This window comes from Agromyces sp. NPDC052230, assembly GCF_040679595.1.
Classification (GTDB): Bacteria; Actinomycetota; Actinomycetes; order Actinomycetales; family Microbacteriaceae; genus Agromyces.
Genome location: NZ_JBFAVC010000004.1, coordinates 142877 through 166692, shown reverse-complemented (window position 1 = coordinate 166692; position 23816 = coordinate 142877). Strand labels below are relative to the sequence as shown.

At 69.9% G+C, this 23816-nt stretch carries 23 protein-coding genes and 1 tRNA gene; 11 read left to right on the top strand and 13 right to left on the bottom strand.

The window, feature by feature from the left end:
• Positions 1-37: 37 nt before the first annotated feature.
• Positions 38-241 (top strand): hypothetical protein, encoded by a 204-nt coding sequence (locus tag AB0K73_RS10765; protein ID WP_360512728.1) that lies wholly within the window; start codon positions 38-40, stop codon positions 239-241.
• Between the two features lies 1 nt (position 242).
• Here AB0K73_RS10765 and AB0K73_RS10760 read toward each other — a convergent pair whose 3' ends face one another.
• Positions 243-1226 (bottom strand): Gfo/Idh/MocA family oxidoreductase, encoded by a 984-nt coding sequence (locus AB0K73_RS10760; RefSeq protein ID WP_360512730.1) that lies wholly within the window; start codon positions 1224-1226, stop codon positions 243-245.
• Positions 1227-1349: 123 nt separating this feature from the next.
• Between AB0K73_RS10760 and AB0K73_RS10755 the strand changes: the two genes are divergently transcribed.
• On the top strand, positions 1350-1703 hold the full coding sequence (locus tag AB0K73_RS10755; protein ID WP_360512732.1) for a hypothetical protein: 354 nt from the start codon (positions 1350-1352) through the stop codon (positions 1701-1703).
• 24 nt (positions 1704-1727) lie between these two features.
• Here AB0K73_RS10755 and AB0K73_RS10750 read toward each other — a convergent pair whose 3' ends face one another.
• Positions 1728-2051, bottom strand: a complete 324-nt coding sequence (locus AB0K73_RS10750) for a hypothetical protein (protein ID WP_360512734.1) — start codon at positions 2049-2051, stop codon at positions 1728-1730.
• Entirely contained in the window at positions 2048-2374 is a 327-nt protein-coding gene (locus tag AB0K73_RS10745) for an ATP-dependent DNA ligase (protein ID WP_360513018.1), read from the bottom strand. The genes AB0K73_RS10750 and AB0K73_RS10745 overlap by 4 nt, the downstream gene beginning before the upstream one ends.
• 256 nt (positions 2375-2630) lie before the next feature.
• On the opposite strand from AB0K73_RS10745, the gene AB0K73_RS10740 reads away from it, so the two are divergent.
• Positions 2631-4307, top strand: a complete 1677-nt coding sequence (locus tag AB0K73_RS10740) for a thiamine pyrophosphate-binding protein (protein ID WP_360512736.1) — start codon at positions 2631-2633, stop codon at positions 4305-4307.
• Positions 4308-4343: 36 nt separating this feature from the next.
• Here AB0K73_RS10740 and AB0K73_RS10735 read toward each other — a convergent pair whose 3' ends face one another.
• Entirely contained in the window at positions 4344-5582 is a 1239-nt protein-coding gene (locus tag AB0K73_RS10735; protein WP_360512739.1) for a multidrug effflux MFS transporter, read from the bottom strand.
• Between the two features lie 173 nt (positions 5583-5755).
• Here AB0K73_RS10735 and ilvD point away from each other — a divergent pair, with 173 nt between their 5' ends.
• Together ilvD and AB0K73_RS10725 are read left to right on the top strand one after the other, a co-directional pair.
• On the top strand, positions 5756-7516 hold the full coding sequence (gene ilvD, locus AB0K73_RS10730; RefSeq protein ID WP_360512741.1) for a dihydroxy-acid dehydratase: 1761 nt from the start codon (positions 5756-5758) through the stop codon (positions 7514-7516).
• Positions 7513-8880: an FAD-dependent oxidoreductase gene (locus AB0K73_RS10725; RefSeq protein WP_360512743.1), complete on the top strand. Its 1368-nt coding sequence runs from the start codon at positions 7513-7515 to the stop codon at positions 8878-8880. Before ilvD ends, AB0K73_RS10725 begins: the two co-directional genes overlap by 4 nt.
• A gap of 48 nt (positions 8881-8928) precedes the next feature.
• Here AB0K73_RS10725 and AB0K73_RS10720 read toward each other — a convergent pair whose 3' ends face one another.
• Genes AB0K73_RS10720 through AB0K73_RS10705 form a run of 4 tightly spaced genes read right to left on the bottom strand, consistent with a single transcriptional unit; the run spans position 8929 to position 12704 of the window.
• The gene (locus AB0K73_RS10720) at positions 8929-9726 is read right to left on the bottom strand and encodes an IclR family transcriptional regulator C-terminal domain-containing protein (RefSeq protein WP_360512745.1); all 798 of its coding nucleotides are present in this window, start codon (positions 9724-9726) and stop codon (positions 8929-8931) included.
• A 39-nt stretch (positions 9727-9765) separates the two neighbouring features.
• Positions 9766-10218: a DUF126 domain-containing protein gene (locus AB0K73_RS10715; protein ID WP_364775218.1), complete on the bottom strand. Its 453-nt coding sequence runs from the start codon at positions 10216-10218 to the stop codon at positions 9766-9768.
• A gap of 32 nt (positions 10219-10250) precedes the next feature.
• On the bottom strand, positions 10251-11531 hold the full coding sequence (locus AB0K73_RS10710) for an aconitase X catalytic domain-containing protein (RefSeq protein WP_360512750.1): 1281 nt from the start codon (positions 11529-11531) through the stop codon (positions 10251-10253).
• A 42-nt stretch (positions 11532-11573) separates the two neighbouring features.
• Positions 11574-12704, bottom strand: coding sequence for an NDMA-dependent alcohol dehydrogenase (locus AB0K73_RS10705; RefSeq protein ID WP_360512752.1), 1131 nt, complete (start codon positions 12702-12704; stop codon positions 11574-11576).
• Positions 12705-12918: 214 nt separating this feature from the next.
• Between AB0K73_RS10705 and AB0K73_RS10700 the strand changes: the two genes are divergently transcribed.
• The 4 genes from AB0K73_RS10700 (at position 12919) to AB0K73_RS10685 (ending at position 16485) form a co-directional block, all read left to right on the top strand.
• The gene (locus tag AB0K73_RS10700) at positions 12919-13926 is read left to right on the top strand and encodes an ABC transporter substrate-binding protein (protein ID WP_360512754.1); all 1008 of its coding nucleotides are present in this window, start codon (positions 12919-12921) and stop codon (positions 13924-13926) included.
• 98 nt (positions 13927-14024) lie between these two features.
• Positions 14025-14864: an ABC transporter permease gene (locus AB0K73_RS10695; protein ID WP_360512756.1), complete on the top strand. Its 840-nt coding sequence runs from the start codon at positions 14025-14027 to the stop codon at positions 14862-14864.
• Complete coding sequence (locus AB0K73_RS10690; protein WP_360512758.1) at positions 14861-15631, top strand: ABC transporter permease; 771 nt, start codon at positions 14861-14863, stop codon at positions 15629-15631. The genes AB0K73_RS10695 and AB0K73_RS10690 overlap by 4 nt, the downstream gene beginning before the upstream one ends.
• Positions 15628-16485: an ABC transporter ATP-binding protein gene (locus AB0K73_RS10685; protein WP_360512761.1), complete on the top strand. Its 858-nt coding sequence runs from the start codon at positions 15628-15630 to the stop codon at positions 16483-16485. The genes AB0K73_RS10690 and AB0K73_RS10685 overlap by 4 nt, the downstream gene beginning before the upstream one ends.
• Before the next feature lie 66 nt (positions 16486-16551).
• Here AB0K73_RS10685 and AB0K73_RS10680 read toward each other — a convergent pair whose 3' ends face one another.
• The 3 genes from AB0K73_RS10680 to AB0K73_RS10670 all read right to left on the bottom strand — a co-directional run bounded on the left by AB0K73_RS10680 (position 16552) and on the right by AB0K73_RS10670 (position 19020).
• Entirely contained in the window at positions 16552-18006 is a 1455-nt protein-coding gene (locus AB0K73_RS10680) for an aldehyde dehydrogenase (RefSeq protein ID WP_360512763.1), read from the bottom strand.
• Between the two features lie 155 nt (positions 18007-18161).
• Positions 18162-18234, bottom strand: a tRNA-Thr gene (locus AB0K73_RS10675).
• Positions 18235-18282: 48 nt separating this feature from the next.
• On the bottom strand, positions 18283-19020 hold the full coding sequence (locus tag AB0K73_RS10670) for a hypothetical protein (RefSeq protein WP_360512765.1): 738 nt from the start codon (positions 19018-19020) through the stop codon (positions 18283-18285).
• A 168-nt stretch (positions 19021-19188) separates the two neighbouring features.
• Here AB0K73_RS10670 and AB0K73_RS10665 point away from each other — a divergent pair, with 168 nt between their 5' ends.
• On the top strand, positions 19189-20343 hold the full coding sequence (locus AB0K73_RS10665; protein WP_360512767.1) for a sensor histidine kinase: 1155 nt from the start codon (positions 19189-19191) through the stop codon (positions 20341-20343).
• On the top strand, positions 20340-21026 hold the full coding sequence (locus AB0K73_RS10660) for a response regulator transcription factor (RefSeq protein WP_360512769.1): 687 nt from the start codon (positions 20340-20342) through the stop codon (positions 21024-21026). The genes AB0K73_RS10665 and AB0K73_RS10660 overlap by 4 nt, the downstream gene beginning before the upstream one ends.
• Positions 21027-21040: 14 nt before the next feature.
• Here the strand turns inward: AB0K73_RS10660 and AB0K73_RS10655 are convergent, their stop codons facing one another.
• Complete coding sequence (locus AB0K73_RS10655; RefSeq protein ID WP_360512771.1) at positions 21041-22603, bottom strand: alpha/beta hydrolase; 1563 nt, start codon at positions 22601-22603, stop codon at positions 21041-21043.
• Complete coding sequence (locus tag AB0K73_RS10650) at positions 22600-23775, bottom strand: DNA polymerase III subunit delta' (RefSeq protein ID WP_360512773.1); 1176 nt, start codon at positions 23773-23775, stop codon at positions 22600-22602. Before AB0K73_RS10650 ends, AB0K73_RS10655 begins: the two co-directional genes overlap by 4 nt.
• Between the last annotated feature and the right edge of the window lie 41 nt (positions 23776-23816).

The window sequence follows — 23816 nt, the reverse complement described above, 5'->3', positions numbered from 1 at the left end:
GGGAATTGTACGCGGCGTGCTGGAGCGGTTCCTGAGGATGCCCCAGCATCGCGCGGCCACGCAGGCGGGCGTGAGCTTCGCCGCCTACCGCGTACTCTTCGCGACCAGGTCGGCCACCAACCGGCGGGAGCACGAGTGGGTGCAGGGACTGGAGCCGGGCGAGCGGATGCTGCTCGTCGAGCTCCTGCGCACCTGGCTGCGATTCCGGCCGGCGACGCGCGCCGCGGCATCCGCCGACTGAATCACTCGCCCGGGTAGCGGAGCCCGATCTCCTCGCGGATCGCGTCGAGCGTGCCCATGATCGCGACGGTCTCGTCGATCGGCAGCACGTCACCCGTGAGGTTGCCCTCGCCGACGAGCCGCTCCACGGCCTCGGCCTGGAAGTGCATGCCGCGGCCGGTCACCTCCGAGCGGAACTCCTCGAGCACCGAGCCGTCGGGCGCGACCACCCGGAACGTTGTCGGCGTGTACCAGACCGCGTCGATCTCGATGCGGCCGTCGGTGCCGAGCACCGACGCGGTGTTGGGGCCGAGGGTGTGGCTCGCCGAGAGCGTCGTGGCGATGCGGTCGCCGTCGTAGCCGAAGATCGTCGCGATCTGGGCGTCGGCGCCGGTCGACTTGAACGTGGCGGTCGTCTGGATGGTGAGCGGGGCGCCGAACAGGTCCCACGCGAACGAGATCGGGTAGATGCCGAGGTCGAGGAGCGCCCCGCCGCCGAGTTCGAGCGCGTTGATCCGGTGCTCGGGGTCGTCGGGAAGCAGTTGGGTGTGGTCCGCGATGAGGGAGCGGAGCTCGCCGAGCGTACCGTCGGCGATGATCTCGCGGATGCGGACCATGTGCGGCAGGTACCGCGTCCACATGGCCTCGAGGAGGAGGACCCCGCGTTCCGCGGCGAGGTCGGCCAGTTCCTGCGCTTCGCGTGCGTTGACCGTGAACGGCTTCTCGACCAGCACGTGCTTGCCCGCCTCGAGCGCGAGGCGGGCGTTCGCCGCGTGCAGGGGATGCGGGGTCGAGACGTAGATCACGTCGACCTCGGGGTCGGCGACGAGCGCCTCGTAGCTGTCGTGCGCGGTCGGGATGTCGAACTTCCGGGCGAACGCCTCGGCCCCGTCTCGCGACCGCGAGCCCACCGCCTGCACCGTGAAGCCGTTGAGCTTGAGGTCGTTCGCGAAGAGTCGGGCGATGCCTCCCGTGGCCAGGATGCCCCAGCGCAGTCGATCCGTCATGTCCGGAAGCCTAGCGTCGGGTCGCCGCCCGGCGTGCTGATGCGACATCCGGTGACAACCGACTCCTCGTCGGCGCCGAGTCAAGGGATTGATCCGAATCGCATCCCACGATTACCTGTGAGGATGGACCGCATCTACTACGCCGGCGATCAGTTCCTCACGGGCACGGAGATCGCGGACGCACTCGTGGCGTACGCCGCCGCCCTCGGCCGTCGTGGCAGCACGAACTCCGTCGAGATCCCCGTTCGGCACCCGGAGGACGGCCGCAGGGGGGTCGTGAACTTCCTGATCGGTCCCGCGAGCCAGCTCGTGACCGAACGCGTCGGCGGGGCCGCCGCCGACGAGATCCGCGACCAAGAGCTCGTCAAGCGCCTGCAGCAGCTCACGGCGGAGCTGGCCCCGATGCATCCCATCACGAACCGAGGCGTACCCGACGCCGAACGCCAGGCCGACTTCGACTGGACCGACGAGGTCTAGCCGGCGAGGCTCACCCGGGGCCGCTCACTCGCGGTTGCTCCCGGACGGGAAGTCGGGCTCGAGGGCGGAGTGGACTTCGGCGTCGGGGGCGTCTGCACCGTGACTCACGGCGTCGTCGGCCTCGTCGGCCGCCGTGGGCGGGTCGTCGGGAATGGGCAGGAGCGCGATCGGGATACCCGGACCGACCAGGATGTCGGCCGGTTGCGGCCGGCCCTCCCCGTAGTTGACGCGCACCCAGACGGAGCGACCGTCGCGATGCGCCGCCTCGACGTCCGACTTCATGCGGTCGAAGTCCTGCTGGCCGATCGAGAACTCCCGGCCGCCGTAGATGATGGCGATGCGCTTCATGGCTCCCGCTCCCCGTTCGTGGCGGTGTCTTCGGGCTCGGGCATGAGGTGCAGCCCGCTCGGCGAGTTCGCCGAGGTCATGAGCAGGTCGATCCATGCGCGATTGATGGAGGGCTGGCGTCCGCCCGCGTACTTGAAGTACAGCGGGATCGTCGGATGTATCCAGAGCGTCGACCGCCCGTCGCCGACGGCCGGGTCGTCGCGCCAACTGAAGTAGAAGGACTCGCCGCGTCGGAGCTTGGCGCCGATCACGAGTTGCAGGTGCGCGAGGACACGGTCGTCGAAGTCCACCGTCAACGTCGAATCGTAGTTGAGTTTGCCCACCACGCCTCCGAAGCTCGAGAGCCCGGCATCCGGGCGCCGGGTCATTGCGCCCAACACTAGCCGCGCCCGGAACCTGCCGCGCCCCCTTGACGAGGGTGCCGCAGCGACCCGCTTCCGGCGTCGGACCCGCGAACCGGGCCGACCTCTTCCACTGGCTGAACAGCTCCTTCCGCCGGATGCCTCACGCGGGTAGCGTGCGCATCGCCGCGCTGCCCGCCCTCGGGCCCGCCGGCGACAGACGAGGAGGTCTGCACGAATGGCACGACGCATCACGGTCGCCGACGCGATCGGACGCACGATCGCCGCACTCGACGCCGCACACATCTTCGGGGTCGTCGGCAGCGGCAACTTCCACGCCACGAACGCGGCGATCGCGGCAGGCGTGCCGTTCACCGCCACACGGCACGAGATGGGAGCCGCCACCATGGCGGACGCGTACAGCCGCGCGACGGGCCGCGTGTCGATCGTCTCGGTGCACCAGGGCTGCGGACTCACGAACGCGCTGACCGGCATCACCGAGGCCGCGAAGTGCCACACGCCGATCCTGGTGCTGACCGGCGACACCGCCGCGGGCGATACCACCTCCAACTTCCACATCGACCAGGACGCCGCAGTGCGTGCGATCGGCGCGACGCCCGCTCGCATCCGCTCGGCGGAGACCGCGATCGCCGACACCGCCGACGCGTTCCGGACGGCCCAGCACGAGCGCCGAACCGTGGTCCTGTCGATGCCGGTCGATCTCCAGGACGAGTTCGTCGAGTGGGATGACGCATCCGTTCCATCCGCGGGAGAGCGGATGCCGCGGACGGCCGACCCCGAATCGATCGCGCGACTCGTCGAGCTCCTCGCTGGGGCCGAACGGCCCGTCATCGTCGGCGGTCGCGGCGCCTGGGGGGCGAAGTCGCAGCTGCGTCGGCTCGGGGCGGCCAGTGGCGCGCTGCTCACGACGTCGGCCGCCGCCCGAGGGCTCTTCGTCGGCGACGAGTGGGCGCTCGACATCATGGGTGGCTTCGCGACCGAGGGTGCGGCGCGGCTCATCGCCGACGCCGACGTCATCGTCGGCTTCGGCGTCGCGTTCAACACCTGGACGACGCGCAACGGCGCCCTCCTCGAGCGTGCGACGGTCGCGCAGGTCGACGACCGTGAGGAGGCGATCGGACTGCATCGGTCGGTCGATCTTGCCGTGCTCGGAGATGTGGCGCTCACGGCCGCGGCCGTGGCCGACGCACTCGAGGCCCGCGGCGCGCAGACGGGCTACCGCAGCCCCGAGATGCACGAACGGGTGCAGGCGGTACGGTACTGGGTCGACCAGCCGTTCGAGCCGCGCGAGGAGCCCGGCCGCATCGACGCGCAGGTGCTCGTGAATGCGCTCGACGCCCTGCTGCCGGTGGAGCGCGTCGTGGTGCCAGACGGCGGCAACGTGAACTGCTACGCGGGAGCGCACCTGCGGGTGCCCGACGAGCGGGGGTACTGCATCCCGCTGTCGTTCCAGGCGATCGGCATGGGCCTCGCGGCGGGCATCGGGGCGGGCGTCGCACAGCCGAACCGGCTCCCGGTGGTCGGCACGGGCGACGGCGCGTTCCTGATGTCGCTCGTCGAGCTCGACACGGCGATCCGGCTCGGACTCGGCATGGTCGTGATCGTCTTCAACGACGAGGCGTACGGCGCCGAGGTGAACCTCTTCCAACGCGACACCGCCCAGCTCGACACGGTGCGATTCCCGGAGACGGATGTCGCCGCCATCGCGCGTGGGTACGGATGCGACGCCGCCACCATACGGAGTCTCGACGACCTCGCACCGGTGGCGTCGTGGCTGGACGGCCCGCGCGACCGTCCGCTGGTCATCGACGCGAAGATCGTCCGCTATCCGTCGTGGATGATGCTGCGGACCCCGAGCATCCGCGAGGGCGCCGAATCGCCGGCCCGCGTGTGACGCGGCTGGGCTGACACCAGGGGTCGGCGTCCGGGCTCAGCGCGGAGCCGCCGACAGGCGACGCTCCCAGTACCGGGCGAAGATGCGCGCGACGAGACTCAGCGCGAAGCAGACGAGCATGGTCGCCGCCATGGGCACCGCCGTGTACGGCCCCCAGAGCCCGCCGATCGGCGAGGCCACCGCACCGGTGGCGAACTGGATGCTGCCCATGAGGGCGGCCCCCGAGCCGGCCGCGAACGCTGCCCGCACGAGGGTGAGGGTGGTCGCGTTGGCCATGATGCCCGTCGCGCTGCCGCAGGAGAGCGCGATGAGCACGAGGTACGACGGGATCGAGAGCCATCCGACGGCACTCAGCACCGTGAGCACCGCGGAGCTCACGATCGCGATCACGAGTTCGATGGCCTGCATCCTGGCGGGGCCGAATCGCGCCGAGAGCGGCGCGTTCGCCATTCCGCCGACGAGCACCGACAGGGCGTAGACCGTGAACATGGCCCAGAAGCCCCAGACGTCGGCGCCGAGGACGTCCTGCGCGACGAACGACGACGCACTCACGTGCGCCATGATCCCGCCCAGGGCGAACGCCATGGTCAGGGCGTTGCCGAGATAGGCGGGGTCTTTCAGAAGGCGCCCGTACGTCGCCACCATCCTGCCCGGCCGCAGCGAGGCGCGCCGTTCGGGGACGAGCGTCTCGGGCACCCGCCAGATTGCGAGCACCAGGAAGAGCGCGCAGATCACGGTGATGCCGACGAGGATGAGCCTCCAACCGCCGACCTGGAGGAGTACGGTGCCGAGGAACGAGGCGACGAGCGGTCCGATGGCGAGCGTGCCCGTCAGCAGGCTGTACGCGCGTGTGACCTGCGGACCGACGCCGACATCGGCGATGATGGCTCGGATCACGACCACTCCGGCCGAAGCGCCGAGCCCCTGGAACACCCGGCCGACGACGAGCAGTTCGAGGTTCGGTGCCGCTGCCACGAGCACGCCGGCCGCGGTGAGCACCGTGAAGCCGATCACGATGATCCTGCGGCGACCGAGTGCATCCGAGAGGGCGCCGACGATGAGCTGACCCACCGCGACCCCGGCGAGGAAGGCCGTGAGGGCCACCTGGATACCGGCGATCGTGGTGCCGAGGTCGTCGGCCATGATGCCGAGCGCCGGCAGGTACATGTTGGCGACGATGGGATTGAGGATCATGATGGCGCACAGCACGACCAGCAGGGCGCTGTTCAGCTCGGGCGCGGCGCCCGTGCCGGCGACGCGGCGCGTGTACACCACCTGCGACCTCCTCGAACCGGGTGGCAAGCCTCCGCACCCGTGTGGGCGGCGCCGCTCCCGCAGATACCCAAGACTACGCATTGCGACATATCGCCCGCAATGCGTACACTGAAGGGGTCGCGACGACGCACCGTGATGACGGGCGCCCGCGGCCGATGAAGACGAGGACGACGATGCCCGAACTGCGCAGCAACCTTCCCCCCACCTCCGCCCTGGCGATCGCACGACGGGCGTACTACACGGCCATGGGCATCCCCAAAGCGGACTGGACGAAGCCCAAGGTGGCCATCGTCAACACGTCCTCCGAGCTCGCGACCTGCTACTCGCACCTCGACGAGATCGCAGCCAGGCTCAAGGACGAGCTGCGTGCGGCCGGACTCCTGCCGTTCGAGATCCGCACCACGGCGCCGTCCGACTTCATCACGAGCGCCGGGCGCGCCGGTCGCTATATCCTGCCCAGCCGCGACCTCATCGTCGACGACATCGAGGCGGCCGTCGAGGGCGCCAAGCTCGACGGCATGATCTGCCTGAGTTCGTGCGACAAGACCACTCCGGGGCACCTCATGGCGGCCGGCCGACTGAACATCCCCACCGTCATCGTGCCGTGCGGCTACCAGCACTCCGGCCTCGCCGAGGGTCGCGAGGCCGACATCGAAGAGATCTTCCTGCGCGCCTCGAAGGCCGCCGTCACGGGCGAGCCGACCGACGAACTGGAGGAGCTCGCCGAAGACGCCATCCTCGGTCCGGGCGTGTGCGCCGGGCTCGCCACCGCGAACTCCATGCACATCCTCGCCGAGGCCATCGGCATGGCCCTTCCGGGCTCCGCGCCGGTGCGAGCGCTGAGCGAGCCGATGTGGGACAACGTTCGCCGCTCGGCCGTCGCGCTCGCCGACCTCATCGAGCGCGACATCCGCCCGCGCAGCATCATCACCGAGGGCTCCGTGCGCAACGCCGCCCGCGCCATGCTCGCGATCGGCGGCTCGATGAACACCATCAAGCACCTGCAGGCGATCGCCGTCGAGTCCGGCCTCGATGTCGACGTCTGGGAGGCGTTCCGGCAGCTCGGCCGTGAGACGCCGCTGCTCTGCTCCGTACGCCCCAACGGGCCGCGCCTCACCGAGGAGTTCGAGGACGCCGGCGGCGGGGCGACGATCATCCGCGAGCTCCTGCCGCTGCTCGACGGCGACCAGCTCACCGTGAGCGGGAAGACGGTCGCCGAGAACGCGGAACTCGCCCCTCCGGCCGACGGCGACATCATCCGCGGCATCCACGACCCGTTCGGCACCGACCCGGCGATCAGCGTGCTCAAGGGTTCGCTCGCACCGGGCGGCGCCGTCGCGAAGCGTCCCGTGCCCGATCCCGGTCCGCGTCGGTTCGTCGGCCCCGCCCGCATCTTCGCCAACCGCGAGGAGGCCATCGCGGGCATCTCGAGCGGGCGCCTGCGCGAGGGCGACGTCGCCGTGATCCGCGGCATCGGCGTCTCGGGCGCGCCCGGAATGGGGCTGACCTCGGCGTTCATCTTCGCCCTGCACGCGCGCGGCCTGGCGGAGAAGGTCGCGTTGGTCACCGACGGCCAGTTCAGCGGCCTCGTCAACCAGGGGATGACGGTGGGCGAGGTCTCCCCCGAGGCCGCCGCGCCCGGCGCGCCGCTCGGCCTCGTGCGCGACGACGACCTCATCGAGATCGACCTCGAGCGTGGGGCGGTCGACCTGCTCGTGGACGCCGCGGAGCTCGCCGCTCGGCCGCCGTACCAGGCGCCCGCCGACCGCGACAGCGGCGGCGGATATCTCGACCAGTACGAGCAGCTCGTGCAGCCCCTCAGCTGCGGCGCCGTGCTCTGCGCGGGCCTGTGCGAACGCGACGACACCCGTCATCCCGAACCTGTCGCAGCAGCCCCGCGGCATCCCGTCACCGCTCCGGAAGGGACCCGATGAGCACCGCAACCGTCCACGAGCCCTCGCGTGAGATCCCCGTCATCGGCGAGTACGACGTCGTCGTCTGCGGCGGAGGGCCGGCGGGCCTGCTCGCCGCCACCGCCGCGTCCCGCGCCGGGCGCTCGACCCTCCTCATCGAGAAGTACGGGTTCCTCGGCGGCGCGGGCACCATGGGCGGGCTCGCAACGTTCTGCGGCGTGCACGCGCGTTCGTACGGCACCGACATCCAGTCGGTGCACGGCTACGTCGACGAGCTGCTCGAGCGCATGGCCGCGATGGACGGCCTGAACCTGCCGCACCTGTCGGTCGACGACCGGATCGCGGCGCTGTCGTACGACATCTCGGCGTTCAAGATCGCCGCCGACGAGCTCGTGCTCGCGGGGGGCGCAGAACTGCTGTTCCACACCTCCGTGGTGGGCGTCGTGAAGGCCGACGATGCCACGATCGACGCCGTCATCGTGGAGTCGAAGTCGGGGCGTGGCGCCATCCGCGGGCGGGTCTTCATCGACGGCACCGGTGACGCCGACCTCGCAGCGTGGTCGGGCGCGCCCTACGAGCGCTCCGAGCGCCTCATGTACCCGTCGCTCATGTTCCGCATCAACGGCGTGCACCCCGACGAGGCCGGCGAGGCGTGGAAGACCGTGCGCCGACTCATGGAGCAGGCGGAGGCGGCCGGCACCCACCGATTCCCCCGAAAGAAGCCGATCGTACGGCCGCAGCGCAACCCGCTCGAATGGCGCTCGAACCTCACCCAGCTCTCCAACGACGACGGCTCGCCCGTCGACGGCACCGACGCCTTCCAGATGACCCACGGCGAGATCCAGGGCCGACGCCAGGTGAAGGACGCGTTCGCGTTCATCAAGGAGCACACGCCGGGCTTCCAGGACTCGTACATCGTCGACATCGCCCCGTCCATCGGCATCCGCGAGACGCGGCGCATCGTGGGGCATTACCAGCTCACCGAGCAGGACGTGCTCGGATGCGCCGACTTCGACGACACCATCGGCGTCAACGGATGGCCCGTCGAGGCCCACGTCGTGGGCGACGTGGAGTTCCGGTTCGCGCCCGAGGACTCGCGGGGCTTCAACCAGCTGCCGTACCGGATGCTCCTGCCGCAACTCGTCGACAACCTGTTCGTCGTGGGTCGCTGTGCCTCGATGACCCAGGGCGGCCAGTCGTCGGGCCGGGTCACGGGTCCGTGCTTCGCCATGGGGCAGGCCGCCGGCACGGCCGCCGACCTCGCGCTCGCGGGCGACGGAACGGCCGCGAACGTCGACGTGCCGACGCTGCAGCGCCGCCTCGAGGCGGACGGCGCCTACCTCGGTACCACGGCTCCCGAGGGCATGGAGATCGCCGTCTCCTGATCGCCTCGCGAGCCGAGGAGGACGCCCGCCTCCGGCTCGGAACCGGTCTCAGCGCGAGCGGAAGATCTGCGGATTGGCGTTGCGGTAGGCCCCCGCGATGCCGGCCGCCGCGCGCTGCAGCACGGGCATGACCGTGTCGCGCAGCGTGGCCTCCGTCTCACGCACGGTCGTCGACGACGCCGCGAGACCGCCGACCGCACGGTCGTCGACGAGGATGGGCACCGCGACGGCGACCCGGCCGGGATGCAGCTCCTCCATCGACACGTCGTAGCCGCGCTCCCGCACGACGTCGAGGCGCTCCCGGAGCAGGGCGGGGTCGGTGAGCGTGTTCGGGGTGTGCTCCTCGAGCCGGGACTTCGTGAGGTACCGCTTGAGCTCGCGTTCCGAGAGGTGCGCGAGCAGCACCTTGCCGATCGCCGTCGCATGGGCCGGCAGCCGCGTGCCGATGCGGATGGCGTCGGGCAGCGGACGGCGGTCCTCGACACGCGCGACATGGATGACCTCGATCCCGTCGAGCACGCCCACGCTGCAGGTCTCGCCGGTCGCCTCGACGACGTCGGCCATGTAGGGGTAGGCGACCTCGGGCAGCGAGGACCGCTGGAAGTACCCGGCGCCGAGTTCGAGGATGCGCGGCGTGAGGCTCCACTGCCCGCTCTGCGAGACGGCATAGCCGAGGTGCTCGTAGGTGAGCAGGATGCGCCGCACCACGGGCCGCGACAACTTCACGCGCGTGGCGATGTCCGCGACACTCAGCGTGGCGTCACGCTCACCGAACGCGCGCAGCACCTCCACTCCGCGCTCGATGCTCTGAATGCGATCGCGCGACCGCTCCGTCGTCACCGCCACCCCCACATTTGTACGCTCTGCGTTCAGGACGTCACCATCCTAGGGGGTGGTCGGCGCGACATCCGACACCGCCCGACGAAGGAGGGTCACGACGCCGGTGTCGCCGTCCACGCGCACGAGGTCGCCCGTGCGGATCACGTCGAGGGGATCGGGAGTGGCCTCGACGACGGTGGGCACGCGGGTGACGATCGCCCCGAGCACGGCCTTCGTCGTGAGCACGTTGAACACCATCGCCGCGGGGCCCGTGCCCATGAGTCGGGTGCTCTGGAAGTAGCCCGACCACCCCGATGAGCCCTTGGCCCCGGGGAAGACGAGCACCTTGCCCGTGAAGCACACGCCGAACAGCTCGTGGCGGGGCTCGATCACGGTGCCCGTCGCGACGTCGATGCCACCGAAGCCCGAGATGGCGTCGTGCGTCACGAGCGCCTCGGCCTCGACGACGCCGGGCACGATGCCCCGGCCGCGCAGCTCGGCGAGCGGCGCGGCGGACAACGGCCCCGGCCGTGGCCCCGGCTCCCCCGGGTTCATCGGAGCCCGCCCCGCCAGGTGCCCGTGACGGCCGCGTCGATGCACTCGTCGAGGGTGCCGAACCACGCCTCGATGCCGAGGATCGCCGGCAGGTAGTGCGCCTGCTTCGCCGAGTCGGTGGCGAACACGCGGGTTCCGGGCGGAGCGGCCTTCGACATGGCCGGACACGAATCGGTGAGCACGCGGCCACCGGCCCGCTCGATGGTGCGGGTGTACCCGTTGCGATCGGCCATGGTGCGCAGCGCCCCCGGGGTCATGACCCAGAGCTCGGTGCCCGGGTGGAGCCGGCGATCCTCCAGGAGGAACGCGATGCGCGCAACCTGGTCGAGCGACGCGTGCGGGCAGCCGAGCAGCACGAAATCGACATCGGTGCTCGTTCCCCGGGCGTTCAGGGTCTCGTAGACCCACTCCCGCTCTCGCCGGCCGTACCGGATCGGCGCGGGCGCCGCACGGCCGCCGAAGGCCGCATCGAGGCTCGGGGCCTCTGGCGTGATGCCGGGGATGTGGTACAACTCCACCCCGCCCGAGGTGGCCGTCGCGGCGCCGAAGTGCTTGAGGTCCGCGAGGTCGGGCTGCCCCAGGTCGCCGATCACGGCCGGGCGCGCCTCCTCCACCTGCTCACCGACGAAGTAGCCGAACATCCCCCACTCCTGGAAGCTGTCGATCGGCACGTCGGCCTGCACCAGGTGGCTGGCGAAGCGATTCTCCGTCAGGTGGTTGCCCCAGTAGGGGATCCTGCCGGTGAGGCTCGCGGCGCCGGTGGATGCGCCGCCCTCGCAGTTGGTGCGGGCGCCGAGCACCGAGTTGGCGTACACCACCGCGGATGACTCCATCCACGCCACGTGCTCGCCGCGCACCGGCAGATTGCCCACCTGATACGGGGTGCACGTCGCCAGGATGTTCACGCCGCGTTCGCTGTAGTACGACTCGGCGCTGCCCTGCAGCTCGATGAACTGCGGCGAGTACCCGGTCAACCCCGCGGCATCCGGACCGAACCCGTGCTGCAGCTGGCAGGTGGGCACCTTCATGCGCGGGATCTCGATGTCGCGGTCGCAGTCGAGGTTGATGACGGCGTAGGCCCTGGCCCATCCGCCCTCCTCGACGAGCTTCTGCTTCGCCGGCGACGGCTGCGTCATGGTGCCCGCGACGTTGCGCGTCTCCACCAGCCGTTCGGCACCGAGGGCCTCGCCGTAACGGATCAGCAGGTCCATCGCGGCGACGACCGCCTCGCCTTCGGCGCCGTCGCGCATCCCCTTCTCCTCGTCGGTCAGGAACATGGCGACCTTCTCTCTTCTCGTGGCACGCTTCTCGTGGCGTATTCAGCGGTGCAGGATGCCGCCGCGAACGTTGCGACCCGCCAGGAGGTCGGTGTACCCCTGGTTGAGGTCGTCGAGGTCGTACGTCGCCGAGATCAGCTCGTCGAGCTTGAGCTGTCCGGCCTTGTACATCGCGTACTGGCGGGGGATGTCGGCACGCGGGTTGCTGCCGCCGTAGATCCCACCCATGATCTTCTTCTGGTAGCGGGTGAGGTCGAGCGGCGGGATCGGGATGCTCCGCTCGCTCTCGGGGGTGATGCCGGTCAGCACCACGGTGCCCGCCTTGCGGATCGAGTAGAACGCGTCCGCGACATCCTGACCCGAGACCACGCCGACCGTGATGATCGCCTTGTCGGCACCCTGGCCGTTGGTGATGCTCTTGGCGAACTCCGTGGCCTCGGCGATGTTGTCGAAGGCGTGCGTGGCCCCCACCTCGAGCGCCGTGGTGCGCTTCAGCTCCACGGGGTCGACCGCGATGATCGTGGTCGCGCCGGCGTGCCTGGCGCCCTGCACCGCGTGGATGCCGACGCCCCCGACACCCATGACGATGATCACGTCGCCGGGCGCGGTCTCGGCGAGGTAGACGGCCGAGCCCCAGCCGGTGCCCACGCCGCATCCGAGCAGCCACGTCTTCTCGAGGTCGGCGTCGTCCGGGAGTTTCACCGCGGAATCGACCGACACCACGGTGCGTTCGGCGAACGTGCCGAGACCGCACATCTGACCCACCGGCGTGCCGTCGGGCAGGGCGAGCCGGTAACTGTCGAGGTCATCGAAGCGGCTGCCCCGCATGAGGTAGGCGCCGAGGTCGCAGAGGTTCTGCATGCCCTCGGCGCACCAGCGGCACTTGCCGCAGCTGGAGATGAACGAGAACACGATCTTCTCGCCGACCTCCCAGTCGGGGGTGTTGGGGCCGACCGCCTCGACGATGCCGGTGCCCTCGTGGCCGCCCACCATCGGCAGGTGGTGCGGGACGCTGTCGCCCGTGAGGAGGTGGTAGTCGGAGTGGCAGAGCCCGCTGGCGACCATCTTCACCAGGATCTCCCCCTGGCGCGGGTCGTCGAGCTCGAGGTCGACGATCTCGAACTCGGTCGCTGGCTGCTGTCGCACGATGGCCGCTCGGGTCTTCACAGGCACTGGGATTCTCCTTTGAATTCGTACCGCACAGCGTACATCTTGCACGCATTGTGACAAGATCACTCTAGACAACAGAACACGGTTGTGGAACTATCGCCAGCGCGGTGCAACGTCGCATCGGACGTGACGAGCGGCCTCCCGGGGCCGCTCGTCCGGCCGGCGACACCACTCGCGCAACAGCGCACAGCAGTGTCAACTGGCAACGGAGGCAGTCATGGCAATCACCCTCACCCGCCCGATCCTGGGCACGATCGGCGCGGTCCTCGCGCTCGGCCTGGTCGCCTGCGGCGGCCAGCCATCCGGTACGACCGAGACCGAGACCGGCGGAGCGCCCGAAGCGTCGGAGCCCCAGGCGGTCGTCGCCGGCGTCATCCCCGTCACCGACATCGGTCCCGTCTTCATGGCGGAGAAGAACGGGATCTTCGAAGAGAACGGCTTCGACCTCACGCTGCAGAAGGCGGGTTCGTCCACCGAGATCATCCAGGCCATGCAATCGGGCCAGGTGCAGATCGGCTACGGCGGCACGACCGGCGTGTTCCAGGCCGTCGAGGGCGGTGTCGACCTCGTGATCATCGCGGCCGCAAGCTCGACCCCCGAAGACCCCGACAACGGCATCAACGACCTGCTGGTCACCGCCGACAGCCCGCTCACGTCGGCCAAGGACCTCGAGGGCAAGAAGGTCGCGGTGAACGCGCCGGGCGGCTACACGCAGCTCCTCGCCGACATCGCCATCAAGGCCGACGGCGGCGACCCCAAGCAGGTCCAGTACGTGCAGATGGCCGTGCCCGACCAGCCCGCCGCGCTCGAGAGCGGCGCGATCGACTCGTTCGTCGCGGGTGAGCCGTTCGGCACGCTGGGTCGCGAGGAGAAGGGCTTCCGCACCCTCGCCAACCCGTTCGAGTACCTCTCCGAGGAGCCGGTCGTGGCGGGTGTCTGGTACGCCCTCCGCTCCGAGGTCGAGGCGAACCCCGAGATGTACGAGAAGCTCGTCGAGACCATCAACGCCGCCAACACGTACGCCCTCGAGAACGACGAGGAGCTTCGCGAGAACATCGCGGAGTTCACGGGCATCGACCCGGCCCTCGCCGAGCGCATCCGCCTCGGGACCTACGGCAAGTACGAGCTCAGCGTCGAGAACGTGGAGCCCATCGCCGAGTGGTCGCTCGAGCTCGGGTACATCAAGAACGAGGTCGACTTCGACACCCTCATCTGGGAGCCGTGAGCGACCAGTTGACCCGGTCCGCCGCGGACCCCGCCACCGGGGTCCGCGGCGACACGGCCGAGAACGACCCTCGACCACCCTGGAAGCGGAGGACGCGCATGGCAGCACTCGCCGCCACACGCCCGGCGGGCTCACGGCGGACGGCGTTCCTCCGCGGACGATGGTCCAACGCCGTGCTGGGTGCCGTGGGCGTGATCGCCATCATCGCGATCTGGGAACTCACGTCCCGGCTCGGCATCGTCAACCCCAGTTACCTCCCGCCGTTCTCGACCGTGATGGTCGAGGTGCTCGACCTCCTCGGCGGGCAGCGCAGCGGCGAGTTCTGGACCGCGCTCGGCATGACCATGTACGGCTGGAGCGTCGGCCTCGTGATCTCGCTGGTGCTCGGCATCGTGCTCGGCGTGCTCATCGGCTCCAGCCGCTGGCTCCGCGAGTACACCAACTCGACCATCGAGTTCCTTCGGCCGATCCCGTCGGTGGGTCTCATCCCGATCGCGATCGTGGTCTTCGGCGTGCGGCCCACCGCCACGATCGCCGTCGTCGTCTGGGCGTGCTTCTGGGTCATCCTGATCCACGTCATCGCGGGCGTCGCCGACGTCGACCCGGTCGCCGATGCCACGGCGCGCAGCTACGGCCTCAAGTTCTTCCGGCGGGCGCGCCATGTCGTCTGGCCCACCGTGCTGCCCTACCTGATGACCGGGTTGCGGCTCTGCGGCACGATCGCCCTCGTCGTCGCGATCACCATCGAGATCGTCGTGCAGGCGCCGGGTATCGGGGCCATGATCGCGACGTACCAGTCGGCCGCGAACGTCACGGTCGTCTACGCGCTCGCCCTCCTCACCGGTGTGCTCGGCCTCGCGATCAACCTGCTCATGCGGCTCCTCGAGAACTCGGTGCTCGCCTGGCACTCGTCGGTGCGAGCGGAGGTGGAGAAATGAGAGCGCTGAAGGTCACCTCCGCGGCGCTCGCGCTGCCCGTCGTCATCGTGATCGTCTGGTGGCTCGGCACGATGAACGAGACCAATCCGTTCGTGCCCAAGCCCGGGCAGATGGTGACCGACCTCTTCACGGTCTGGGTCGGCCCGCTCATGGCCGAGCAGGTGGTCCCCTCCCTCTACCGACTCGCCGTCGGCCTCGGAGCCGCGATCGTGGTCGGCGTCGCGCTCGGCCTGATCATCGGCTCCAGTCGCCTCGCCCGATCCCTCACCGGCCCGGCCTTCGAGTTCGTCCGCGCCGTACCGCCGCCCGTGCTGCTGCCGGTACTGCTGCTCATCCTCGGCATCGACGACAGTTCGAAGATCTTCCTCATCTTCCTCGGCTGCCTGTGGCCCATCCTGCTCAACACGATCGATGGGGTGCGATCGGTCGACTCCGTGCTCGCCGACACGACGAGGACGTACGGAATGCACGGCTGGGCACGATTCCGCTGGTTCGTCTTCCCCGCGGCCCTGCCGCGCATCATGACCGGCATCCGCCTGGCCCTGCCGATCTCGATCATCCTGATGGTCGTGTCGGAGATGTACGCCGCCCTCGACGGGCTCGGCTACCGCATCATGCTGTTCAAGCAGACCTTCCAGATGGGGCCGATGTGGGCCGGCATCCTCATCATCGGCCTCATCGGAATCCTCATGGCCGGGCTCTTCCGCCTCGTCGAACGACGGGTGCTGGCCTGGTACTACGGTCAACGAGAGATGGAGAAGCAGTGAGCACGGATGTCACGGGCGCCACGCCGAAGGGCGACGTACTGCTCTCGGTGCAGGGCGTGCAGAAGGTCTACACGACGTCGGCCGGCCCCGTCGAGGCGGTGCGCGACCTCACGTTCGACCTCGGCAAGGGCGAGTTCGCCTGCCTCGTCGGACCGTCGGGATCGGGCAAGACCACGCTCCTCAAGGTGATCTCCGGCCTCATGCCGGCCACCTCCGGACGCGTCATGCTCGACGGCAAGGTGATCGACGGGCCGCCGCGCGACATGGCGCTCGTCTTCCAGGAGTACGGCCGCTCGCTCTATCCCTGGATGCGTGTCGCCGAGAACGTCGACCTGCCGCTCAGGGCTGCCGGCGTGCCGAAGGCCGAGCGGCATGCACGCGTCGAGGAGGCGCTCGAGCAGGTCGGCCTCTCCCACGTGCCGCGGTCCTACCCCTGGCAGCTCTCGGGCGGCATGCAGCAGCGCGTGGCGATCGCCCGCGCCATCGCGTACCGACCCGAGATCCTGCTCATGGACGAGCCGTTCGCCGCGGTCGACGCGCAGACCCGTGCCGACCTCGAGGATCTCCTGCGCAAGATCTGGAAGGACCTCGGCGTCACGGTGCTCTTCGTCACGCACGACATCGACGAGTCGGTGTACCTCGGCGAGCGCGTCATCATCCTGTCGTCGTCGCCGACGATCATCCTCGAGGACGTGCACATCAACCTGCCCGTCGAGCGGGACCAGCTCGAGACCCGGTCGATGCCCGAATTCGTCGAACAGCGCCATCACGTCTACGAGCAGATCCAGAAGGCCAAGCGCGGCTACAACGCCGACACCGCGAGCATGCCCGCGGTCGCGGCATCCGGGGACTGACTCCCGCGCCTCTGCAGGAGGATGGGGCCCATTCTCCTGCACCAGCTTGAAGTGGAGCCCCAGGGCTCAGCGCCAGATCGACTTGGTCTCCTGGAAGTTGCCGATCGCCTCGGGGCCGAACTCGCGACCGAGCCCGGACTCCTTGTAGCCGCCGTACGGGTGGTTGAGGTCGGGCTTGTAGCCATTGAGGCCGATCGAGCCCGTGCGGATACGGCGGGCGACGGGCAGCACTTCGTCGGGGTCGCCGTAGACCGCGCCGGCGAGCCCGTACCGCGAGTTGTTCGCGATCTCGATCGCCTGCTCCACACCGTCGTACGGGAGGATCGTGACGACCGGGCCGAACACCTCCTCCTGCGCGATGAGGCTGTCGGGCGAGACATCGTCGACGATCGTCGGCGCGAAGTAGTACCCGACGTCGGGCAGCGTGGTGTCGCCCGCGAGGATCGTCGCACCCTGCGACCGGGCCGTGTCGACGAGGCCCGAGACGCGGTCGTGGATGCGCTTCGAGACGAGCGGCCCGAGCTCGGTGGCCTCGTCCTCGGGGTCGCCCACGCGCAGGTCGCGTGCGAGGTCGACGAGCCGGTCGCGCACGGTGCCGTAGAGGCTGCGCGGCACGACCACGCGGGAGAGCAGCGCGCACGTCTGGCCGGTGTTGTCGAATGAGGCGTTGCGCAGGCTCGTGAACATCTCGTCGAGGTCGGCCGACTCGAGCACGATCGCGGCCGACTTGCCGCCGAGCTCGAGCGTGACCGGGATGAGCCTCGCGCCGGCCGCCGCGGCGATCAGCTTTCCGGCCTCGGGAGAGCCGGTGAAGCTCACCTTGTCGATGCCGGGGTGCGCGACCAGGGCCCGGCCCGTCTCGCGGCCGCCCGGGACGATGTTGATCACGCCCGGCGGCATTCCGATCGCGAGACTGGCCTCGGCGAAGTGGTACGCGTCGAGGGGCGTCTCCTCGGCGGGTTTCAGCACGATGGTGCATCCGGCGGCGAGGGCCGGCGCGAGCTTCAGCGTCGTCGAGGCCTGCGGCTGGTTCCACGGCACGATGAGCGCGGCGACGCCGAGCGGCTCCTTGCGGATGATGGAGGTGCCCTCGCGGCGGACGTTCGGCCGTACCTCCTCCTCCTCGTAGGTCTTCGCGATGTTCGCGTAGTACCGCACGTGGTTCACGGGGATGACCTGGGCCCACGGCCGGGAGAGCCTCACCGGCTGGCCTATCTCGTCGGTGATGAGGGCGGAGGTCTCGGCCCCGCGCCGTTCCATCTCATCGGCGAGCTTGAACATCCACTCGGCGCGCTCGGCGAAGGTCATCCTCGGCCACGGACCGTGGTCGAACGCCTCCCGTGCGGCGTGCACCGCGACGTCCACGTCGCGCTCGGATGCATCGGGGGTGCGACCCACCTCGCTCAGGTCTGCGGGGTTCTGCACCACGATCTCGTCGCGGGCAGCCGGGCTGATCCATTCGCCCCCCGCGAAGATGCGGTCGCGCTGCACCGATGTCGTCGTCGCCGTTCCTTGCGTCATCTCGGCTCCCTTGCCTTGGATTCCACCTCGTTCAGGGTAACTCAGGTCAGGGCAACTCTGCACGTCCTGCGTTCGTAATGAACGCATTGCGTACATGGAGCGGGTGTCTCGGAAACCACGAAAGCCCCGGTCGATGACCGGGGCTTTCGCTTCGGAGCCGCCTGTGGGAATCGAACCCACGACCTATTCATTACGAGTGAATCGCTCTGCCGACTGAGCTAAGGCGGCGTGACCGCCGGACTCGCCTGGGCGGTTCGGCTGGCACGAGAAACAATATTAGCGGGTTCCGCGAGCGTCGTTGACCACCACCGACGGCTCGGCATCGGCATTCGACGCACGCTCCAGCACGGTCGTCCACGCTCCAGGCCCACCGCGCAGGACGGCCACGCCGGCCCCGACGAAGGCGACCACTCCGACGACGAGCGACGTGTACATCACCCACACGCCCGTGACGAAGTTCGGCAGCACGAACTCGACCACCGTCCACGCGATCAGGGCGATCGGCACCCACAGCGGCGCGATCCGCGAGCGGATCAGGGCGACGGCGAGGAGGATCATGCCGAGAATCGTTCCGAACAGCCCGCAGACCAGGTACGGGATGAAGGCGTCGCCCTGCGTGGACGAGATTGCGGCGCGTGCCGCATCCATATCCCCGGAGTCGGCGGCGTAGCCGGCGACGGCGAAGGTCACCAGGTTCGCGCCGCCGTAGACGGCGTGGCCGAACGCACCGAGCGCGCTGAACAGCGCGCCCAGCGACCCGAAGACCGGCGAGCGGCGGCTCGCCGCGTGGCCGAGGCCGACGAGGCCGACCACCCAGAACACCTGCGAGGCGACGAACAGCTGCAGGCCGAGGTGAGCCGACGCGGAGCCGGCGATCAGCTCGACGTACTCGGTGGGATCGTCGGGGAACTTCGGCTGCAGCAGCACACTGATGACAGCGAGCGCGATGCCGATCACCAGCGAGACTCCGACGGTCGTGCGACGGACGGCCGGAAGGACACGGGACGTGGACATGGTGACTCCTTCGATGTGGCGCGGGCGGTCCGCGGCGGATGACCCGAACGTAGGAGTCGGTGGTCGTCGACGTCATCGCCCCCCGGTACCCGCCGCGTCACCGGATGTGGACCGTCCGATCGACCACGGGTGATTCCCCCGGACCTCGCGGGCGGTTAGCCTGCGATTGTGGAGGCTCGCGACCGCTGGCACCTCGCCCAGGACTCGGCCCTCGCCGCGACCGTGGCGTTGATGGGCATCGCCGAGGTCTGGGTCCCGTTCGAGTCGGTGGAAGGAACAGGATCCCCGATCGTCAGCTCGGTCGTCATCCTCGTGTCCGCGGCGCTGATCGCGCTGCGACGAACGCGGACCGGGCTGTTGGCCGGCGTGCCGCTCGCCTGGATCATCGCCACGATCGCCAGCGACGGACATCCGCAGGTCCTGTTCTTCGGCGGGTTGGTGCCGCTGATGCTCGCGCTCTACAGCGGCGTCCGCCACGGCACCGTCAGGGTGGCGGCAATCGTGTGCGGCTCCGTGCTCGCGACCATCCTCCTCGGGGACCTCTTCATCCCGGAACTGCAGGAGCCGAGCGAGATCCTCTTCCACTGGGGCGTGACCATCGCGGTGTTCCTGGTCGGCTTCGGGCTCCGCCTCTCGGAGCGTCGGGCCGTGGATGCCGCGCTGCGTGCGGCCGCAGCCGAGGCGGAGGCCGAACGGGCCTCCCTTCGCGCCGTCGCCGAGGAGCGAACCCGGATCGCCCGCGAGCTGCACGACATCCTCGGCCACTCGCTGAGCGTCATGGTCGTACAGGCGGGCGCGGCCGCGCAGGTGGTCGACGAGGACCCCGAGACCGCACGACGAGCCCTGGAGGCGATCCGCGCCACCGGCAGCGAATCGCTCGCCGAGATCCGCCGCGTCGTGTCACTGCTGCGGGAGGATCGGCCCGACCTCTCGCCGCAACCCGGCATCACGCGAATTCCCGAACTCATCGATCAGGCGCGAGCCGACGGACTCCAGGTCGAGTACACCGTCGACGACGACGCGTTCGAACTCTCGGCAGGTCGGCAGCTGGTGGTGTATCGGGTAGTGCAGGAGTCCCTCACCAACATCCGGCGGCACACGCGTGCCACGGCGGCGAACGTCTCGGTCCGGCGTCGCGACGGTGAGGTGCTGATCACGGTGACGGATGACGGGCACACGAGTTTCGACGCGCCGGCCACGACCGGTCACGGCCTGCTCGGCATGCGCGAACGCGTCGCGCTCTACGGCGGGACCCTCGAGACGGGGCAGGAACAGGGCGGCTGGCGCGTCCACGCCGTGGTGCCGGTAGGAGTCGTCTCATGACCGCCGGCGACGGCGGCGGTATCCGGCTCGTCCTGATTGACGACCAGGAGCTCGTCCGGGCTGGATTCCGGCTCATTCTCGAGCGAGCCGGCCTCGAAGTCGTCGGTGAGGCCGAGAACGGCGAGATCGGGGTCGCGATCGTGGCCGACACCGCTCCCGACGTGGTGCTCATGGACATCCGGATGCCGCTCATGGACGGGATCGAGGCGACCCGAAGGATCGTCGCCACCGACGATCCGCCCCGAGTGCTCGCGCTCACGACCTTCGACGACGACGAATACGTCTACGCCGCCGTTCGCGCCGGGGCATCCGGCTTCATGCTCAAGGACGCGCCGCCGGCCGACCTCGTGCACGCCGTCGGCGTGGTCGCCCGCGGTGAGGCGATGCTCGCGCCCCCGCTCACGGCTCGCCTGCTCGACCGCTTCGCCGCCGCGCCCGGTGGGCCGGGGGTCAACGCCGATGCTCGCCTCTCCGACCTCACGGAGCGAGAGCTCGAGATCGCGCGCCTCGTCGCTCGCGGACGCTCCAATGCGGAGATCGGTCGGACGCTGTTCCTCAGCGAGTCGACCGTGAAGACCTACGTCTCGCGCCTCCTCGGCAAGCTCGGCGCGCACGACCGCGTTCAGATCGCGATACTGGCCTACGAGTCGGGACTCGTGCGCCCCGGCGAGGGCGCAGGCTGACCCGCTCGATCACGTCAGCAGCGGGGATCCTTCTCGGGTACGGTGCCCTCGATGAGGAACGCCTCGACGGTCTCGTCGACGCACGCGTTGGACTTGTTGTAGGCCGTGTGGCCCTCGCCGTCATAGCTCACGAGCACCCCCCTCTCGAGCTGGTCGGCGAGTTCGACCGCCCAGTCGTAGGGGGTCGCGGGGTCGCCGGTGGTGCCGATCACGAGGATCGGCCCAGCCCCTTCAGCGCGGATCGGCGCACGCTGACGGTCGCTCTGGTGCGGCCAGTTCACGCACGACAGGTCGCCGAACCCGAAGTACGGCCCGATGACCGGTGCGGCCTCGGCGACGGATGCGGCCTTGTCGCGCATGACGCCGACATCGGACTGGTACGTGTAGTCGAGGCAGTTGATCGCCCGGAACGACTCCGTGGAGTTGTCGCGATAGGTGCCGTCCTCGTTGCGCCCGTTGTAGCCGTCGGCGAACGAGAGTGCGTAATCGGCCTCGCCGAACATCACGGACTCGAGCATCTCGCTGAGATACGGCCAGGAGCCGGGGCTGTAGAGCGGGTAGATGATGGCGGTCAGGAGCGTGTCGGCGCCGACCATCCGGCCGTCGGTGCCGCGCAGCGGGCTCGCGTCGACCGAGGCGAGCAGGCGGCCAACCTCGGCCATGCCCTCATCGGCCGTGCCGTCGAACGGGCACTCGGACGCCGACAGGCAGTCCTCGAGGTAGGCGTGCAGCGCCTGCTCGAACCCGATCGCCTGCGCCTCGGTGACCTCGGCGTCGCTGGCCGACGGATCGATCGCCCCGTCGAGCACGAGCCGGCCCACCTTCTCGGGATACAGGTCGGCGTAGGTGGCGCCGAGGAACGTGCCGTACGAGTAGCCGAGGTAGGTGAGCTGCTCGTCGCCGAGGATGGCCCGCAGCAGATCGAGGTCGCGCGCCGCGCTCACGGTGTCGACCTCGCCGAGGAGCTCGCCCGTGCGTTCGGCGCACGCACGGCCGAACTCGGCGTTGCCTGCTCCGACGGCTTCGACCCACTCGTCGCTGCCGCGCTCCGCCGGCACGATGCCGTAGAGGAATTCGTCCATCTGCTCGGCGTCGTAGCAGGTGACGGCCGAGGACCGCCCGACGCCCCGAGGGTCGAAGCCGACCACGTCGAATCGCTCCTGCAGCGGCTCCCCCACCGCGTACTCGAGCGATTCGGCGATGAACTCGTACCCTGAGCCGCCTGGGCCGCCGGGATTCACGAGCAGCGAGCCGAGCCGGTCGCCGCTCGCGACGTGCCGCACGAGCGCGAGCTCGATCTCGCCACGTTCGGGATCGTCCCAGTCGAGGGGCGCCGATGCGGTGGCGCAGCCGAGGCCGTCGCCGCACGGCTCCCACTCGAGCACCTGCGTGTAGAACGGGCGGAGCGCCTCCTCGACGTCCTCACCGGTCGGCGTCGACCGCGGATTCGTGGGATTCAGGAACGTCGGCATGCAGCCCGTGAGGGCCAGGAGCGCGACCAGCACGCCGGCGACGACGCCGGAGCGGATGCGTCGGGGCATCCGCCGGGTCGTCGTGCTCATTCGTGCGCCGGTCATGCGGCCCCCCGTTCGGTCGTGGTGGTGCGGATCGCGGTCACGAGCATCGCCTCGAGCGCGAGCGCCGGTTGCACGTTGCCGTCGATTCGCTCGCGCGCGATCTGGATGGCGTCGAGCGTCGCGAGCGTCGTTGCAGGCACCGCGGATGCCGCGGCCCGGCGCATGTCGGGTTCGAGTTCGCGGTTCACGAGGTCGACGCGCGCGTCGAGCTGGATGAGCAGGATGTCGCGGTAGAGCGACGCCAGGTCGACGAGGATCCGGTCGATGCCGTCGCGGAGGCTCCTCGTGGCCCGGCGCTTCTGGTCGTCTTCGAGCGCCTTCAGCTGGGGCCGAAGTGCGGCGGGCACGGCCTGCCCGGGCGCGAGGCCCAGCGAATGCAGGGCGTGCGCACGCTCCTCGGCGTCGCGCAGCTCGGTGATGGCCTTGGCGTCGTCGCCGGCGATCTCGAGGAAGCGCGCCGCGGTGGCGACGGCGGTGGCCGCCGATCGCACGGTGAGGGCGAGGCGCAGGGTCTCGGCACGGCGCAGCCGGGCCTCCTCGCTCGTGGCGAGCCGATGCGCCATGCCGATGTGGCACTGCGCCTCGCGTGCCGAACGCTCGGCGAGTGCGGGTTCGATGCCGTCACGCCGCTCGAGGAGCGCGGCCACCTCGGCCACCGAGGGCATCTGCAGTCGCACGGTACGCACGCGCGAGCGGATGGTGGGGATGAGGTCGGCCTCGCTCGGCGCGCAGAGGATCCAGACCGTGCGCGTCGGCGGCTCCTCGAGCTCCTTGAGCAGGAAGTTCGACGTCTGCTCGGTCATGCGGTCGGCGTCCTCGACGATGATCACGCGGTGGCGGCCGACCGACGGCGAGTAGTGCGAGCGTCGCACGATCTCGCGCACGTCGTCGCGCTTGATGATGACGCCCTCGGTCGCGAGCACCTGCAGGTCGGGATGGCTGCGAGCCTCGACCTGGATGCGGGTGGCCTCGTCGCCATCGGGAGATCCTGCGATGAGCGCCGTGGCGAACGCGTAGGCGAGGTTCGACCGCCCCGACCCGGGCGGGCCGGTGATGAGCCACGAGTGCGTCATCTGCTGCGAGGTCACGGTCGACGCCTCGGCGGACTCGGCAGCCGCGCGGAACACGGCGATCGCCTGCTCCTGCCCGGTCAGATCGCTCCACACGCTCACGAGACCACGCTACCTTCCGCCGCCGACCGTGGATCCGCGAC